At 71.4% G+C, this 15,843-nt stretch carries 11 protein-coding genes; 10 read left to right on the forward strand and 1 reads right to left on the reverse strand.

What is annotated here, in order from left to right; translation table 11 throughout:
• The first annotated feature begins 390 nt into the window (after positions 1 to 390).
• The 6 genes from ABZ642_RS25935 (at position 391) to ABZ642_RS25960 (ending at position 10,196) form a co-directional block, all read left to right on the forward strand.
• The gene (locus ABZ642_RS25935) at positions 391 to 2,307 is read left to right on the forward strand and encodes a glycogen debranching N-terminal domain-containing protein (protein ID WP_360488990.1); all 1,917 of its coding nucleotides are present in this window, start codon (positions 391 to 393) and stop codon (positions 2,305 to 2,307) included.
• Between the two features lie 165 nt (positions 2,308 to 2,472).
• A complete protein-coding gene (locus ABZ642_RS25940; RefSeq protein WP_360488650.1) occupies positions 2,473 to 3,231 on the forward strand; it encodes an NUDIX hydrolase in 759 nt (252 codons plus the stop codon).
• Positions 3,232 to 3,311: 80 nt separating this feature from the next.
• Positions 3,312 to 6,080: an ATP-binding cassette domain-containing protein gene (locus tag ABZ642_RS25945; RefSeq protein WP_360488653.1), complete on the forward strand. Its 2,769-nt coding sequence runs from the start codon at positions 3,312 to 3,314 to the stop codon at positions 6,078 to 6,080.
• A gap of 162 nt (positions 6,081 to 6,242) precedes the next feature.
• Positions 6,243 to 7,130, forward strand: a complete 888-nt coding sequence (locus ABZ642_RS25950; protein WP_360488655.1) for a FadR/GntR family transcriptional regulator — start codon at positions 6,243 to 6,245, stop codon at positions 7,128 to 7,130.
• A gap of 520 nt (positions 7,131 to 7,650) precedes the next feature.
• Positions 7,651 to 9,207, forward strand: coding sequence for an RNA polymerase sigma factor (locus ABZ642_RS25955; RefSeq protein WP_360488658.1), 1,557 nt, complete (start codon positions 7,651 to 7,653; stop codon positions 9,205 to 9,207).
• 122 nt (positions 9,208 to 9,329) lie between these two features.
• Positions 9,330 to 10,196, forward strand: coding sequence for a serine protease (locus ABZ642_RS25960; protein ID WP_360488661.1), 867 nt, complete (start codon positions 9,330 to 9,332; stop codon positions 10,194 to 10,196).
• Between the two features lie 99 nt (positions 10,197 to 10,295).
• Here ABZ642_RS25960 and ABZ642_RS25965 read toward each other — a convergent pair whose 3' ends face one another.
• On the reverse strand, positions 10,296 to 10,526 hold the full coding sequence (locus ABZ642_RS25965) for a hypothetical protein (RefSeq protein WP_351326738.1): 231 nt from the start codon (positions 10,524 to 10,526) through the stop codon (positions 10,296 to 10,298).
• A gap of 442 nt (positions 10,527 to 10,968) precedes the next feature.
• On the opposite strand from ABZ642_RS25965, the gene ABZ642_RS25970 reads away from it, so the two are divergent.
• From ABZ642_RS25970 to ABZ642_RS25985, 4 genes are all read left to right on the forward strand, one after another.
• Entirely contained in the window at positions 10,969 to 13,092 is a 2,124-nt protein-coding gene (locus tag ABZ642_RS25970) for a DNA topoisomerase IV subunit B (protein ID WP_360488664.1), read from the forward strand.
• A 371-nt stretch (positions 13,093 to 13,463) separates the two neighbouring features.
• Positions 13,464 to 13,997, forward strand: a complete 534-nt coding sequence (locus ABZ642_RS25975) for a DUF1453 domain-containing protein (RefSeq protein WP_360488667.1) — start codon at positions 13,464 to 13,466, stop codon at positions 13,995 to 13,997.
• Complete coding sequence (locus ABZ642_RS25980) at positions 13,994 to 15,145, forward strand: histidine kinase (RefSeq protein WP_360488670.1); 1,152 nt, start codon at positions 13,994 to 13,996, stop codon at positions 15,143 to 15,145. Before ABZ642_RS25975 ends, ABZ642_RS25980 begins: the two co-directional genes overlap by 4 nt.
• Complete coding sequence (locus ABZ642_RS25985; protein ID WP_360488673.1) at positions 15,142 to 15,819, forward strand: response regulator transcription factor; 678 nt, start codon at positions 15,142 to 15,144, stop codon at positions 15,817 to 15,819. Before ABZ642_RS25980 ends, ABZ642_RS25985 begins: the two co-directional genes overlap by 4 nt.
• Positions 15,820 to 15,843: the final 24 nt, after the last annotated feature.

Genomic DNA, 15,843 nt, shown 5'->3' on the forward strand with positions numbered 1-15,843 from the left:
CCGCACGTCTCCTCGCACTGTCTCCCGACCGGGTTCGGCGGGCGGGGGCGTGACCAGGAGGAGCCCTTCTCCGTTCACCTGAGTGGCGGAACGCCTGGACGGGCCGTGCCGCCGCCCGTCCCCTGTCCCTCCGGAGTCCTCCGTCCGGCGCCCAGCACGTCCCGGGCGCACAGAGCGCAGAAGGAGCCTCCCGTGCATCAGCCGACTCCGACCTCCACCGCCGACGGCAACCGCCGACTCCGGGACGGCCCCCCACCCTGGCTCCCGCGAGCGGAAGGCCTGTCGGGGCAGCCCCGCGACCGCACGGCCCGGGCCACGCCCCCACGATCGACTCCGGGTCCCCAGAGCCCGGGGCACGTCGGCGGGCTGCCGCCCACGCACACCGCGTTGATCTGCGTCGCACTGCCCGGCCTCGCCATCTCCACGGAGCAGGGCCAGTTGACCGGCCGCGGCCTGGAGGGGTTCTACCGGGCGGGCCGACGGCTGCTCGCACGCTGCCAGGTCCGTGTCGCCGGCCGCGAACCGCTCCCTGTGCAGGCGCGGATGGCGGGCGCGGACTCCGCACGCTTCGTGGGCACCCTGCGGGCCTCCCCGGCGGCCGGCCCGGATCCGGACGTCGTCGTGGAACGCATCCGTCACGCCGAGGGCACTGAGCGCATCACCCTGCACAGCTCCGCGCGTCACCCCCTGCGTCTGGTGCTGGAGGTGGCGCTCGGCACCGATCTCGCGGAGCTGAGCGCCATCGCCTCCGGCAACCCCGGCCCCGAACTCCCGGCCAGCGTCCACGACTCCGGGCTGCGCTGGACCACCCCCACCGGCAACTCGTCGGTCACGGCGGACCCGCCACCCGCCGACGCACTGGCCTCCGCGGGACTGCTGCGCTGGGAGTTCGAACTGCCCCCGGGCGGAACGGCGAGCGTGGAACTGCGGGTGCGCCCGGACGGTACGGGTCCCCTGCGCGCCGTGGGACGCGCTGCCACGAGCCCCCTGGCACCCGCCAGGGCCGCGGGCGACGACCCGAGAGCCGCGGCGCTGTTCAGGACCAGCATCGAGGATCTCCAGGCGCTGCTGCTCCGCGACCCGGCGCATCCCTCCGACACCTACCTCGGGGCCGGGGCGCCCTGGCGCTGCGGTCTGGCCCCGGCCGAGGCGCTCGCCGCGGCCCGGATGACCCTGCCTCTCGGTACCCGCCTCGCCGCCGGCACCCTGCGCACCCTCGCCCGCACACAACTGCGCGGTCCGGGTCCGCAGGCCGGCATGATCCCCGGCCCGCGCCGGGACGCCGGAGCACATCTGCCCCCGGGCTGCACGGGCACGGAGGCCACCCTGCTCTTCCCCGCACTGCTGGCGGAGGCCCGCCGCTGGGGGCTCCCGGACCAGGAGACGCGGGAACTGCTGCCCGCGGCCGAGCGTTGCCTGACCTGGCTGCGCACCACGGTGGGTGACCACACCTACCTCTGCGACCCACAGCCCGGCGGTCCCGCGCGCAGCGAGACCCAGGCCCACGCCCACCGGGCCGCGCTGCTCGGCGCCGACCTCCTCGACGCGTACGACCGGCCCGGCGGCGCAGGACTGCGGCAGTGGGCGGGGGAGCTGAGGAAGGCGTTCCAGGCGGACTTCTGGACCGAGGACAGAAGCGGCGGCCGTCCGGCGGCGGCGTTGACCCCGGACGGCCGCCCCCTGACCCACCTGGGCTCAGCCGCCGTCCACCTGCTCGACACCGGCCTGCTCGGCGCCGGCAGACCGGCCGTCGGCCTGCTCGACAAGGTGCAGACCGAGCAGCTCGCCCGGTTGCTCGGCGGTCCGGCCATGGACTCGGGATGGGGGTTGCGCGGACTCGGGGCCAAGGAGGCGGGACACAACCCGTTCGGTCACCGGGCCGGGGCCGTCCGGGTCCAGGAGACGGCACTCGCCGTCGCCGGGCTGGCCGCCGCGGACTACGAGAAGGAGGCGGGCGGGCTGCTGCGCGGCCTGCTGGCGGCGGCCGAGCACTTCGGCCACCGGCTGCCCGAGATGTTCGCCGGTGAGCGGCGCACCGACGGGAGTGCCCCCCTTCCGCACCCCGCAGCCTGCCGTCCGGCGGCCACGGCGGCCGCCTCCGGGGTGCTGCTCCTCACCACGCTCGCCGGCATCCGCCCCGACGCCCCGGCCGGGACCGTCACCCTCCGGCCCGTCCACAGCGCGCCCCTGGGTGAACTCGGACTGACCGGCCTGCGGGTGGCCGGCGCACCGTTCTCGATACGGGTCAGCCGACTGGGCCTGGCCATGGTCGAGGAGGCCGCGGACGGCCTGCAGTTGGGGGCATGAACCCAGGTAACCGCACGCGATGTGACCGGCGCGGCGAACGGGTGGGCGGGCGTCGGACACGTGCCGGAACGAGCTACGGGGTGCATACCGGAGCGAAGTGGATCAGCCGTCGAAGCGAGCGACGAAGGGAGTGTTTATCGTCAGGCAGACGACTATGATCACCGCATGCCCTACGACCCGTCAGCCTTTCCGCCCTTCGCCGTCACCGTGGACCTGGTCGTGCTGACTGTGCGCCGCCACGCCCTGTGCGCGCTGGCGGTACGCAGAGGCGAGCAGCCGTTCCAGGGGCGCTGGGCGCTGCCGGGCGGCTTCGTACGGGCCGACGAGGATCTCTCGCAGGCGGCGGCGCGGGAACTCGCGGAGGAGACCGGGCTGCGCGCTCACGACCCCGACGCCCCCGCCCAGGACGGCGGAGCCCACCTGGAGCAGTTGGCGACCTACGGCGACCCCAAGCGCGACCCCCGGATGCGCGTGGTCAGCGTCGCCCACCTCGCCCTCGCCCCCGACCTCCCCGCTCCCCGCGCGGGTGGCGACGCCAGCAACGCGCGCTGGGCGCCGGTCGAGGAACTGCTCGCGCAGGGCGGCTACGGCCGGGACGGCGAGACGGTCGCGCCGCTCGCCTTCGACCATGCCCAGATTCTGTCCGACGGGGTGGAGCGCGCCCGCTCCAAGATCGAATACTCGTCCCTGGCCACCGCGTTCTGCACACCCGAATTCACGGTCGGTGAGCTGCGCCGGGTCTACGAGGCGGTGTGGGGCGTGGCGCTCGACCCGCGCAACTTCCATCGCAAGGTGACCGGCACCCCCGGCTTCCTCGTCCCCACCGGCGGTACGACCACCCGTCAGGGCGGCCGTCCGGCCCAGCTCTTCCGTGCCGGCGGCGCGACTCTGCTCAACCCTCCGATGCTGCGACCGGAGGTCTGACCGCCCGACAGCGCGAACCCTGTCGCGGTTAAACCCTTCTATACCCGGAAAAACGGTCATTCCGCGCTATCTTCCCTAAGGTGATCGAGGCCTTCGGACTGACCAGCAATCCCCGCAAGGCGCACCCGCCCGCCGTCGACGACGTGACCTTCGAAGCGTGCGCGGGCCGCGTCACCGCACTCCTGGGCGAGGCAGGCGCGGGCAAGACCACGGCGCTCAGACTGATGCTCGAACTCCAACAGGGCCGTGGACTCGCCTACTTCAGGGGTCGCCCCTTGCATCGGATCGCCCACCCCGCGCGTGAGGTCGGCGTCCTCCTCGGTGACGTCCCCGGTCACCCGGCCCGCTCCGTCCGCGGGCATCTGCGCATGCTGTGCGCGGCGACCGGAGTCCCGGTCCGGCGCGCCGACGAAGTGCTCGAAGCGGTCGGGCTCGTCAGTCTGCGCGAGGAGCGCCTCGGCACGCTCTCGCGCGGCGTGGACCGCCGACTGGGCCTGGCCTGCGCCCTGCTCCCCGACCCGCACACCCTCGTCCTGGACGAACCCACGCACGGTCTCTCCACCCGTGAGGGCCACTGGCTGCACCGCATGCTCCGGGCGCACGCCGCGCAGGGAGGCACGGTCCTGTTCGCCACCGCCGACCCCAAGGAGGCCGCCCGAGCCGCCGACCGGGTGGTCACCCTGGAGGCCGGGAGGCTTGTCGCGGACCAGGAGGCCACCGACTTCGCACGTACCCGGCTGCGCCCACGCGTGGCCGTCCGCAGCCCCCACGCCGCCCGGCTCGCCGCCCTCCTCACCAAAGAGGCCCGCACGGACCACCGGTCGGTGGAGGTCGTCAGCGAAGGGGGCAACCGCCTGTCGGTGTACGGCAGCACGACGGCCGAGGTCGGCGAGGCCGCGTTCCGCCACGGCATCCTCGTCCACCAACTCGCCGACGAGGTAGGCGACATGGGAGCGGGCGCCGGTGCGGAGCCGGCCGCGGCGGAGGAACACCGGACGGCCGACGGGGCGCCGGCCACGGAGCGGCGGGACACGCCCGGTGCCGATCGACGTCAGGACACGAGCGGTTCTCCGGTCACGCCACAGCCTCGGATGTCGGCCGGATCGAGGTCGGTGAGTCAGTCACGCACCGCCGACCAGGAGCCGGGTCCGGAGCTGCCCGCGAACACTGCGGAGCACTCGGCCGCAGCCGAGCAGCGGCAGGCCGAATCCGGCGGGGCATCCGCCGACGGCCCGGCGACCGCGCCCACGGCTCCACACGCGGAGCCGTCAGGCCGCGCCCTCGTTACCGAGACCCCGACCGTGGCGCTCTCGCCCCGGTCGACAGGCGCCCCCGCGGCTGCCCGGCCGGCACCGGCCGGCACCGGGTCCTCAGCCTCTCCGGCGGCCCCGGCCGCATCCCCCGAGCCGCCGACCCACGCCACCGCCCCGGACCCCATGTCCGCCACCGTCCCCGCCCAGCCGCCCTCCACCGCCGATTCCGCCCAGCCGTCCGCCGCCGCGTCCACCCACCCCCCGGTCGGAGCCGCCTCGGCTCACTCATCGACCGCCGCCCCTGCCCAGCCCTCGGCCGCGGCCTCCTCCGCACACCCGCCGGCGGTCACCGCATCCGCCCGGCCACCCGCCGGCGCCGCCTCCGCGCATTCCTCGACCGCTGCCGCCGCTGCCCAGGCGCCCGCCGCCGCGGCATCCATTCACGCATCGGCAACAACTGCCGCGTCCGCCCCGCCGCAGCCTTCCGCTGCATCCGGCCAGTCGCAGGCCTCCGCCGTATCTCCCCAGTCGTCACCGCGCCCCGTTCCGGACGATCCCTCCGCCCGCGCCGCCTCCCCGCAGTCGCCGGCCCCCGCCCAGTCCGGCGTAGCCCGAACCGCGCGGCCGCCCGTCGAACAGCCAGAGCCCGGCGGAGCCTCGACCGCCAGGTTCTCCGCCAGGCTGCCGCGACGGAAGTCGCAGACCAGCGAACCTCCGGCAGCCGGTGGCGACCCCGCCGCCCGTCCGGACGGGTCCGCGCGACGGGCTCAAGCCTTGGTTCCGGACGACTCGTCGCCGCTCCCACCCACCATCGCGGTCCGCTCCGCCCCCAGCCCCCTCCGTCCCCTGCGCTACGAGCTCCGCCGGGCCGCCGGGATCGGTACCGGCTTTGTCACCTGCGGTGCTGTCCTGGTGGTGTCCGCGCTCATCACCGTCCTGCTCGCCCGGCTCGGGCACACCCCGCAGGCCCGGCTGTTCGCCGCCTGGCCGCGGGAGCTGCCGCTGCCCCCCGCGGCGCTCGGCGCGGGGCTGCTCGGGTCGCTGGCCTTCGGAGACGAGTTCCGCCACCCCGCGCTGGCGGCGGACCGCGGCACCGTGCCCCGCCGACTGGGGCTGCTCACCGCGAAGCTGGCGGTCTCCGGAGCCACCGCCGTGCTGCTTTCGTTCCTCACCCTGGGCTGCGACGCCGAAATGCTCTATGTCGTCTACGGCCGGGAACTCGCGAAGGTTCCCGTCGACTGGCTTCCGATGACCGCGAGTTGGTTCGGACTGATCGTCGGCTGTGCCTGGGCCGGTGTGCTGGCGGCGGGCGTCTTCCGGTCCACCACGGCCGGTCTCGCCGCGGTGCTCGCCGTACCCGTACTCGTCGTGCCCGTCGTACACAAGGCGCTGCAAGGGTCGGGTGTGCGGATGGCCGCCGGACTCCCGATGCGGATGCGGGAGATGTTGCTGCTGCAGTGGCCCTTCGGGGGCGAGCGCTATCTGGTCGCGGCGGCCCGGGTGCTGGCCCAACCCGTGGGCGGGGCAATGGCGTTGTCGCTGGCCGCGCTGCTCTGCGCGTACCTGTTCACCACCCTGAGGGCCAGGCTCCGATGACCACGGACCGGGCGCTTCCGATCCTCCCGTGCGCACAACTCCCCGCAGAAAGGCCATTTCCTTCCGATAAGGCGTCAATTGCGATGGGGTGAGCGATCACCCTTTCGTGTGCTTTTCACCAAAGACCTCAAGGGAGTTGGAGACAGCGCCGACAAAGGATCCGTGAGTACCCTTGCGCACACCATGATGACCGCCGCCCGCTCCGCAGACTCTGGTCTGGTCGGCCCGGGCGAACTCGACCGCTACCCGTACGTGGATGCCCCCGCCACCGATCGTGTCGGGGCGCCCTCCTGGGAGGGCCCGGACCCCGAGCTGGGCCGTGTGGGACGACGTGCCGCGGGCAGCCGCGGCCGCGGACTGCACGGTCAACTCGTCCAACAGCTGGGTCAGATGATCGTATCGGGCGACCTGGGCGCGGACCGCCCGCTGGTGCCCGAGGAGATCGGCCAGCGATTCGAGGTCTCCCGCACCGTCGTCCGTGAGTCTCTCCGGGTCCTGGAGGCCAAGGGCCTGGTCAGTGCCCGCCCGAACGTCGGCACGCGCGTGCGTCCCGTCAGTGACTGGAACCTCCTCGACCCCGACATCATCGAGTGGCGGGCCTTCGGGCCGCAGCGTGACGACCAGCGCCGGGAGCTCAGCGAGCTGCGCTGGACGATCGAGCCGCTTGCCGCCAGGCTCGCGGCCGGGCACGGGCGCGAGGACGTCCAGCAGCGTCTGTCCGACATGGTCGAGATCATGAGCCACGCGATGGCGCAGGGCGACGCGCTGACGTTCTCGCGCGCGGACGCCGAGTTCCACTCGATGCTCATCCAGATCGCGGGCAACCGCATGCTGGAGCACCTCTCCGGCATCGTGTCGTCGGCCCTCCAGGTCTCCGGCGGCCCGGTCACCGGCTGTGAGCGGCCGAACGAGACGTCCCTGGCCCAGCACGCGCGGATCGTCGACGCGCTCGGCACGGGCGACGGCACGGCGGCCGAGTCGGCCATGCGCCAGCTGCTCACCGTCCACCCCGAGGTCGAGCGCGTGGTTCCCGCCCCGCGTGAGCACTGACGCGCGTCGAGAGCGGTGCGCTCGGTCGGTTCCGCGCTCCCGGAGCGCCGCCGGCCCCGGACCCCGCTTCCGCCGGACCCCGCCGGATCCCTCTGGGCTCCGGCGGGGTCCGGCGGCGGGACGGACACGCGGCGGTCGTATGACAGACACCGCAACGGTCGAGTGACAGACACCGCAACGGTCGAGCGGTGTATGACAGGCTCTGTGGTGGCCGTACGGCCCACGCGTTGGCGTCCGAACAGCCCGGAGAGATCGTCGGCGACAACCTCTGCCCACGTCTGACCGTTTTTGCGCGCTTACGGGGTGTGACTCGGGCCACGTAGATTGGGCGTAACGCTCTTGCGAACAACGCGATGACCTAAGAGGTGACAGCCGCGGAGGGAATACGGACGCCATTCATGGCGCTGTGTATCTTCCCGGCCCTCGCCCGCGCCGTCGGCCCATCCCCAAGCCGGCGGTCGGCTCCAGTCCGTCCAGGACGGGGCCGGAAGCCGTTTTCCAACGTTCCGAGAGGTTGTTCGTGTCGGCCAGCACATCCCGTACGCTCCCGCCGGAGATCGCCGAGTCCGTCTCTGTCATGGCTCTCATTGAGCGGGGAAAGGCTGAGGGGCAGATCGCCGGCGACGATGTGCGTCGGGCCTTCGAAGCTGACCAGATTCCGGCCACTCAGTGGAAGAACGTACTGCGCAGCCTCAACCAGATCCTTGAGGAAGAGGGTGTGACGCTGATGGTCAGTGCCGCGGAGCCCAAGCGCACCCGAAAGAGCGTCGCAGCGAAGAGTCCGGCCAAGCGCACCGCCACCAAGACGGTCGCGGCGAAGACGGTGACCACCAGGAAGGCCACCGCCACGGCCGCCCCTGCCGTGTCCCCCGCCGTAGCCGACGATCCGGCCGAGGAGGCGGGGCCCGTGAAGAAGGCCGCCGTCGCCAAGAAGGCCGCCCCCACCGCCAAGAAGGCTGTCGCCAAGAAGACCGCGACCGCCGCGAAGAAGGCGGTGCCGGCGAAGAAGACCGCGGGCAAGAAGGACGACGCCGAGCTTCTCGAGGAAGAGGTCCTCGAGGAGGCCAAGGCGGGCGCCGACGAGCCCGAGGGCACCGAGAGCGCGGGCTTCGTCCTGTCCGACGAGGACGAGGACGACGCGCCGGCGCAGCAGGTCGCCGCGGCCGGTGCCACCGCCGACCCGGTCAAGGACTACCTCAAGCAGATCGGCAAGGTCCCGCTGCTCAACGCCGAGCAGGAGGTCGAGCTCGCCAAGCGCATCGAGGCCGGTCTGTTCGCCGAGGACAAGCTGGCCAACGCCGACAAGCTCGCCCCGAAGCTCAAGCGCGAGCTGGAGATCATCGCCGAGGACGGGCGCCGGGCCAAGAACCACCTCCTGGAGGCCAACCTCCGTCTGGTGGTCTCCCTGGCCAAGCGCTACACCGGCCGCGGCATGCTCTTCCTGGACCTCATCCAGGAGGGCAACCTCGGTCTGATCCGCGCGGTCGAGAAGTTCGACTACACCAAGGGCTACAAGTTCTCCACGTACGCCACCTGGTGGATCCGTCAGGCGATCACCCGCGCCATGGCCGACCAGGCCCGCACCATCCGTATCCCGGTGCACATGGTCGAGGTCATCAACAAGCTCGCGCGCGTGCAGCGCCAGATGCTCCAGGACCTGGGCCGCGAGCCCACCCCGGAGGAGCTGGCCAAGGAACTCGACATGACCCCCGAGAAGGTCATCGAGGTCCAGAAGTACGGCCGCGAGCCCATCTCCCTGCACACCCCCCTGGGTGAGGACGGCGACAGCGAGTTCGGTGACCTCATCGAGGACTCCGAGGCCGTCGTCCCCGCCGACGCGGTGAGCTTCACGCTCCTCCAGGAGCAGCTGCACTCGGTCCTCGACACGCTCTCCGAGCGTGAGGCGGGCGTCGTCTCGATGCGCTTCGGTCTCACCGACGGTCAGCCGAAGACCCTCGACGAGATCGGCAAGGTCTACGGCGTCACGCGCGAGCGCATCCGCCAGATCGAGTCCAAGACCATGTCGAAGCTGCGCCACCCCTCGCGTTCGCAGGTGCTGCGCGACTACCTCGACTAGGTCGCGGTCGTACGACGTCGAAGGCCCGGTCTCCCCGCGGGGGAGCCGGGCCTTCGGGCTGCGGGCCGCGGTGCACTGGATGACTCTGGGTGTCCTGGTACCACCCAGAGTGAGGAGCGTGCATGTGCCGTCCCTTTGCCCCGGTCCTGATCCGACCGCTGATCCTGGCGGCCGTCACCGCCGTAATACCGCTGGCCGGCCCGCCTCCGGCAGTCGCCGACAGCGTTGTCGTCGGCGGGTTTCCCGTCGATGTCTCGCAGACTCCCTGGACGGTCGCGCTGTCCAGCCGTGACCGGTTCGGGGGTACCCGGGCCGGCCAGTTCTGCGGTGGGGTGGCGATCGGGCGGACCACGGTGCTGACCGCGGCCCACTGCCTGGCCGACGAGGTGATCGGGGGGCCTGCCGGCCGGGTGCGCGACCTCAAGGTCATCGCGGGGCGCACGGATCTCCTCTCGACGCGGGGCCAGGAGATCCCGGTGACCGTCGCACGGGTCAATCCGCGCTACGACGCCGATGCGAACACCGGCGACTTCGCCGTCCTCACCCTCGCGCAGCCCCTGCCGGCCGACGCCGTCGTCAAGATGGCCGCCAAGGGCGACGCCGCCTATCGGCCCGGCACCGGTGCCCTGGTCTCCGGATGGGGTGACATCACGGGAGGCGGCGACTACGCGCGCCGGCTGTACGCGGCGCAGGTCCACGTGCTGCCCGACCAGGCGTGCGAGCGGGCTTATCCCGGCGGCGTCGACGGCACCTACCGGGCGGATTCCATGGTGTGCGCGGGGGAGACCCCGGGCGGTCCCGACGCCTGTCAGGGGGACAGCGGAGGACCACTGGTGGCGGAGGGGCGGCTGATCGGACTCGTGTCGTGGGGCAGCGGCTGCGGCCGCCCGGGGAGTCCCGGCGTCTACACGCGCGTCTCCGAGGTCGTACGGGCCCTTGGGTCGGGCGGTGGCCTCAGTGGCTCACCAGGGCCGCACAAGCCCTCCTGAGGGCTGCTGTGGGCACATGACGACGGGCGGTCGCTCCCGAAGGAGCGGCCGCCCGTTCACCGGTCTGGGCCGGAGCTGGCTCGTCGTGTGTGCGAGAGGTCAGCGCTCATCTTCGGAGGCGGTGTTCGGAACGGACGTCAGCCGCTCCGTCTCGTCCTGTATCTCAGCGGCGATCTTCTTGAGTTCCGGCTCGAACTTGCGTCCGTGGTGGGCGCAGAAGAGCAGTTCTCCGCCGCTGAGCAGCACGACGCGCAGGTATGCCTGGGCGCCGCAGCGGTCGCAGCGATCGGCGGCCGTCAGGTGGCTCGCGGGGGTCAGAACAGTAGTCACGTCGCCTCTTCTCTAGCTCGACGAGCTGTCGTACCAGGGTCAACATCCAACCAGCCCGAAAACGTTCCCGCTCGGGGCTTCTCCTCGAAAAAAATCTTTCGAGGTGGCCGTCTGCTGCCGGTTGGCGGCGAATGTGCCGTAGTGCGTCGTCTTCGGTGCTTACGGGTTCGCGCGATTCATTCGGTCTCATCCTCCCGGCCGGGTTGCCGGTTGTTTGTGAGGACGTGCCCGGAGCCTAAATGGTTCATGCCTCGAAGGGAACGTGATATGTACTTCACTCCATCGAGGGATCGAACACGCATGCGACCCTGGACTAGGGTGAGTTCACGACGAGGGTGGCGTTACAACGGCTCTACCAGGCCTCGGTACCCTCTGAACGGCGACCGAAGCCGGCCCCTTACCCAAAAGGGGCTCCACTGAAATTCAGCGAGGAGCGAACCGCGTGACCGCCGATACGTCCGTGCCGTCCACAGCGCTGCTGGCAGGAGCAGACCGGGACGGCTCCAACTACACCGCGCGGCACCTGCTCGTCCTCGAGGGGCTCGAGGCAGTGCGCAAGCGCCCCGGTATGTACATCGGCTCGACAGACAGTCGCGGCCTGATGCACTGTCTGTGGGAGATCATCGACAACGCCGTGGACGAGGCCCTGGGCGGCTACGGCGACCACATCGAGGTCATCCTCCACGACGACGGCTCCGTCGAGGTCCGGGACAACGGCCGCGGCATCCCCGTGGACGTCGAGCCCAAGACCGGCCTGTCCGGCGTCGAGGTCGTGATGACCAAGCTGCACGCCGGCGGCAAGTTCGGCGGCGGCTCCTACGCGGCCTCCGGCGGTCTGCACGGCGTCGGCGCCTCGGTGGTCAACGCGCTCTCCGCGCGGCTCGACGTCGAGGTGGACCGCGGCGGCCATGTGCACGCGATCAGCTTCCGCCGCGGTGTCCCGGGCGTCTTCGCGGGTGACGGCCCGGACGCGAAGTTCGAGGCCAAGAGCGGTCTGCGCAAGACCAAGAAGATCCCCAGGACCCGCAACGGCACGCGCGTGCGTTACTGGGCCGACCGCCAGATCTTCCTCAAGGACGCCAAGCTCACCCTGGAGACCCTCCACCAGCGGGCCCGCCAGACCGCGTTCCTGGTGCCCGGCCTGACCATCGTCGTCCGTGACGAGTACGGCCTCGGCGCGGACGGCAGCAAGGGCGAGGAGTCCTTCCGCTTCGACGGCGGCATCAGCGAGTTCTGCGAGTACCTGGCCACCGACCGGCCGGTCTGCGATGTCCTCCGTTTCTCCGGACAGGGCACCTTCAAGGAGACCGTCCCGGTCCTGGACGACCACGGCCAGATGACCCCCACCGAGGTCACCCGCGAACTCGGCGTCGACGTGGCGCTGCGCTGGGGCACCGGTTACGACACGACCATGAGGTCGTTCGTCAACATCATCGCCACGCCCAAGGGCGGCACCCACATGGCCGGCTTCGAGCAGGCCGTCCGCGAGACCCTCAACGAGGTGCTGCGCGCCAAGAAGCTGCTGCGCGTCGCCGAGGACGACATCGTCAAGGACGACGCGCTGGAGGGCCTCACCGCCGTCGTCACCGTCCGTCTCGCCGAGCCGCAGTTCGAGGGCCAGACCAAGGAGGTCCTCGGCACCTCGGCGGCCCGCCGGATCGTGAACAACGTGGTCACCAAGGAACTGAAGGCGTTCCTCACCTCCACCAAGCGGGACTCGGCGGCCCAGGCCCGGGTGGTCCTGGAGAAGGTGGTCGCCGCCGCGCGGACCCGTATCGCCGCCCGTCAGCACAAGGACGCGCAGCGCCGGAAGACCGCCCTGGAGTCCTCGTCCCTGCCGGCCAAGCTCGCCGACTGCCGCAGTGACGACGTCGAGCGCAGCGAGCTCTTCATCGTCGAGGGAGACTCCGCGCTCGGTACGGCCAAGCTGGCCCGGAACTCGGAGTTCCAGGCGCTGCTGCCGATCCGGGGCAAGATCCTCAACGTGCAGCGGTCCTCGGTGACGGACATGCTCAAGAACGCCGAGTGCGGCGCGATCATCCAGGTCATAGGGGCGGGCTCCGGCCGCACCTTCGACATCGACGCGGCCCGTTACGGCAAGATCATCATGATGACCGACGCCGATGTCGACGGCTCCCACATCCGCTGCCTGCTGCTCACGCTGTTCCAGCGCTACATGCGGCCCATGGTCGAGGCCGGCCGGGTCTTCGCCGCGGTGCCGCCGCTGCACCGCATCGAGATCGTCCAGCCCAAGAAGGGCCAGGACAAGTACGTGTACACGTACTCGGACCGTGAGCTGCGCGACAAGCTCATGGAGTTCCAGAGCAAGGGCATCCGGTACAAGGACTCCATCCAGCGCTACAAGGGTCTCGGCGAGATGGACGCCGACCAGCTGGCCGAGACGACCATGGACCCGCGTCACCGCACCCTGCGTCGGATCAACCTCTCCGACCTCGAAGCGGCGGAGCAGGTCTTCGACCTGCTGATGGGCAACGACGTGGCTCCCCGAAAGGAGTTCATCTCCGGCTCGGCGGCGACGCTGGACCGCTCGCGGATCGACGCGTAGCCGCCGCGCTGGGCCTTGGCCGACGGGGCGGTGAGCTGGGCGCGGGCGAGTCGGATGAGTCGGACGGGGGCGACCGGGCGACGGTGGGTCGCGCGGTGGTGAGGCCTGCGGCCTGCGGCTCGTCTTCCCGCCCATCGTCGTCCCTGTGGGTTGTCCGTCCCTCGGCCGCTACACGGCCTTGCACGGCGGCGGCAGGGTCCGCGCAGCCGTGCGTAGGGATCTCTCCACCTGGGGGTGGAGAGATCCCGCTCGTTGGATTCCACCCGTGATCCACCCACACTCCGATTTGCTCACCTGCGCATTTCCGTAGCGTCGGGGGTGTCGGCAGCTCCCGCTCCCGGCACCGCCCCTTCCCGCTCACGGAGGCACTGATGGCCGGGCTCGTCAACGCGTTGCTGATCGTGGCAGTCGTCGTGGTGGTGATCGTGCGCCAGTTCCGCGCCCGCCCGATCGACACCGGTCGGCGCTGGTGGCTGCTGCCCGTGATCCTCGCGGTAGTCGCGCTGCGCGAACCCGGCATACTCGACGCCCATCACCGCACCGAATCCGCCTTGCTGCTCGGCACGGAGTTGCTGGTGGGACTGGGGATGGGTGCCGCCTGGGCCTGGACCACCCGGGTGTGGACGGAGCCCGACGGGGTCGTATGGACCAAGAGCACCAAGGCCAGCGCGATCGTCTGGTTCGCCGGGATAGCCGTGCGCGTCGGTCTCGTCGCCATCGGCGCCGTCGTCGGCGTCCACCAGGACAGCTCGGCTCTCATGCTCGGCCTGGCGGTCACTCTCCTGGTTCGCGCCGGCATCCTCGTCTGGCGTGCGCAGTCCCTCCCCTCCGCCCCGCCCGCGGGCGCTCACACCCGGGCGTACGGTGACGGCATGGCCCGGGTCACCAGGAAGGAAGGCGTGTGACGGAGAACGTCTGGACGCGCTGGCCGTCGCGCGAGGCGCTGGGCCGCGCGGGGGTCACCCTGCCCCGGCGCATGCTCGCCTGGGCCGTACGGCTGGTGCTCGTCGCCCTGCTGCTGTGGGGCGCCTTCAACCAGTCGCACGTCCACGGCTGGGGCATGGCCGCCGCGGTGGCCGGTGTCGTCGTGACCGCCGTCGCCTCCTGGGGCTTCTACCGGACCACGTACGCCCACCGGCTCGTGCCCTCCCTGCTCCTCATCGCTGTCCTCCTGGCCGTCGCGGTCGCGGCGGAAGCCAACGGATTCCGGGGACCGGCCCTCGTGATCTGGTGCGGTTGCGGCATCTCCGCCCTGGAGCGGCTGCCGATCGCGATCGCGGTGCCCGTCACATCCGTGGCCCTGGCCTCGTACTCCGCGTTCAACAACGATGTATGGCTGACCACCGCGGCCACCGTCGTCGGACTGGCACTCGCCGGCTACGTGATGAGACTCGATGCCGAGGCCCGAGGCCACGCTCAGCGACTGCTGGCCCAGGAGCGCGCGGCGAGAGCGGCCGAGGCGGAGTCGGCGGCGCTGGCGGAGCGGGCCAGGATCGCGCGGGAGATCCACGATGTGCTGGCCCACAGTCTCTCGGCCCAGATGGTGCACCTGGAGGCGGCGCGGCTGCTGATCGAGCGCGGAGCAGACCGGGCGCAGATCCTCGAACGGGTCGTGGCCGCCCGGGGAATGGCCCGGGACGGCCTGGCCGAGACCCGTCAGGCCCTGTCCGCCCTGCGCGGCGAGCTGACCCCGCTGGAGGAGTTCCTCACGGAGATCGTCGCTTCGACCGACGGTGCCGAGGTCACCGTCACGGGTGAACGCAGGGCCCTGCCCGCGGAGGCGTCGCAGACCGTACGACGCGTCGCCCAGGAGGCGCTGACGAACGTCCGCAAACATGCCTACGGCGCCAAGGTCAAGGTACGGCTGGAGTACCAGGAGCACGAAGTGACCCTGAACGTCAGGGATTCGGGCGGGCGTCCCGGCGACCTCACCGGCGCGGGCAGTGGGTACGGTCTGCTGGGTATGCGGGAGCGGGCCGAGTTGCTGGGTGGCTCGCTGGAGGCAGGGCGTGAGGACGAGGGGTTCGAGGTGACGTTGAGGGTGCCCGTATGACGGAGCTGGAGCAGAAGCCCGCGCGGGTGGTGGTCGCCGACGACCAGACAGTGGTCAGGGAGGGCATCGTGATGCTCCTCGGCCTGTTGCCCGGCGTGGAGGTGGTGGGAGCGGCGGCCGACGGGGAGGAAGCTGTGCGGCTGGTCGCCGAACTCGCCCCGGACGTGGTGCTGATGGATCTGCGGATGCCGCGTTGCGACGGTGTGGAGGCGACCCGGCGGATCAGGTCAGAGTACCCGGGGACACAGGTCGTGGTGCTCACCACGTTCGCGGACGACGAGTCGCTGTTCCCGGCGCTGAAAGCCGGTGCACGTGGCTATCTCACCAAGGACGCGGGCGGCGACGAGATCGTGCGGGCGGTGCAGAGCGTGCTCTCGGGAGACGCGGGACTGTCGCCGAGCATCCAACGGCGGCTGCTGGAAAGGCTGTCACAGCCCGAGCCGACTGACCTGGCCACGGAGGCGCCCGACGGGCTGACCGTGCGGGAGACGGAGGTCCTGGTGCTGATCGCCGAGGGGCTCACCAACCAGGAGATCGCCCGCAGACTGCATGTCTCCACCGCGACCGTGAAGACACACATCAACAACCTCTTCGCCAAGACGAGCCTCAAGGACCGGGCCCAGGCGGTGCGTTATGCCTATGCGAAGGGATTGGTGCGACCACCAGCGCATTGAGTCACCTGATGGGGTGAAGAGCCG

The organism is Streptomyces sp. NPDC007157 (assembly GCF_040634235.1).
GTDB lineage: Bacteria > Actinomycetota > Actinomycetes > Streptomycetales > Streptomycetaceae > Streptomyces.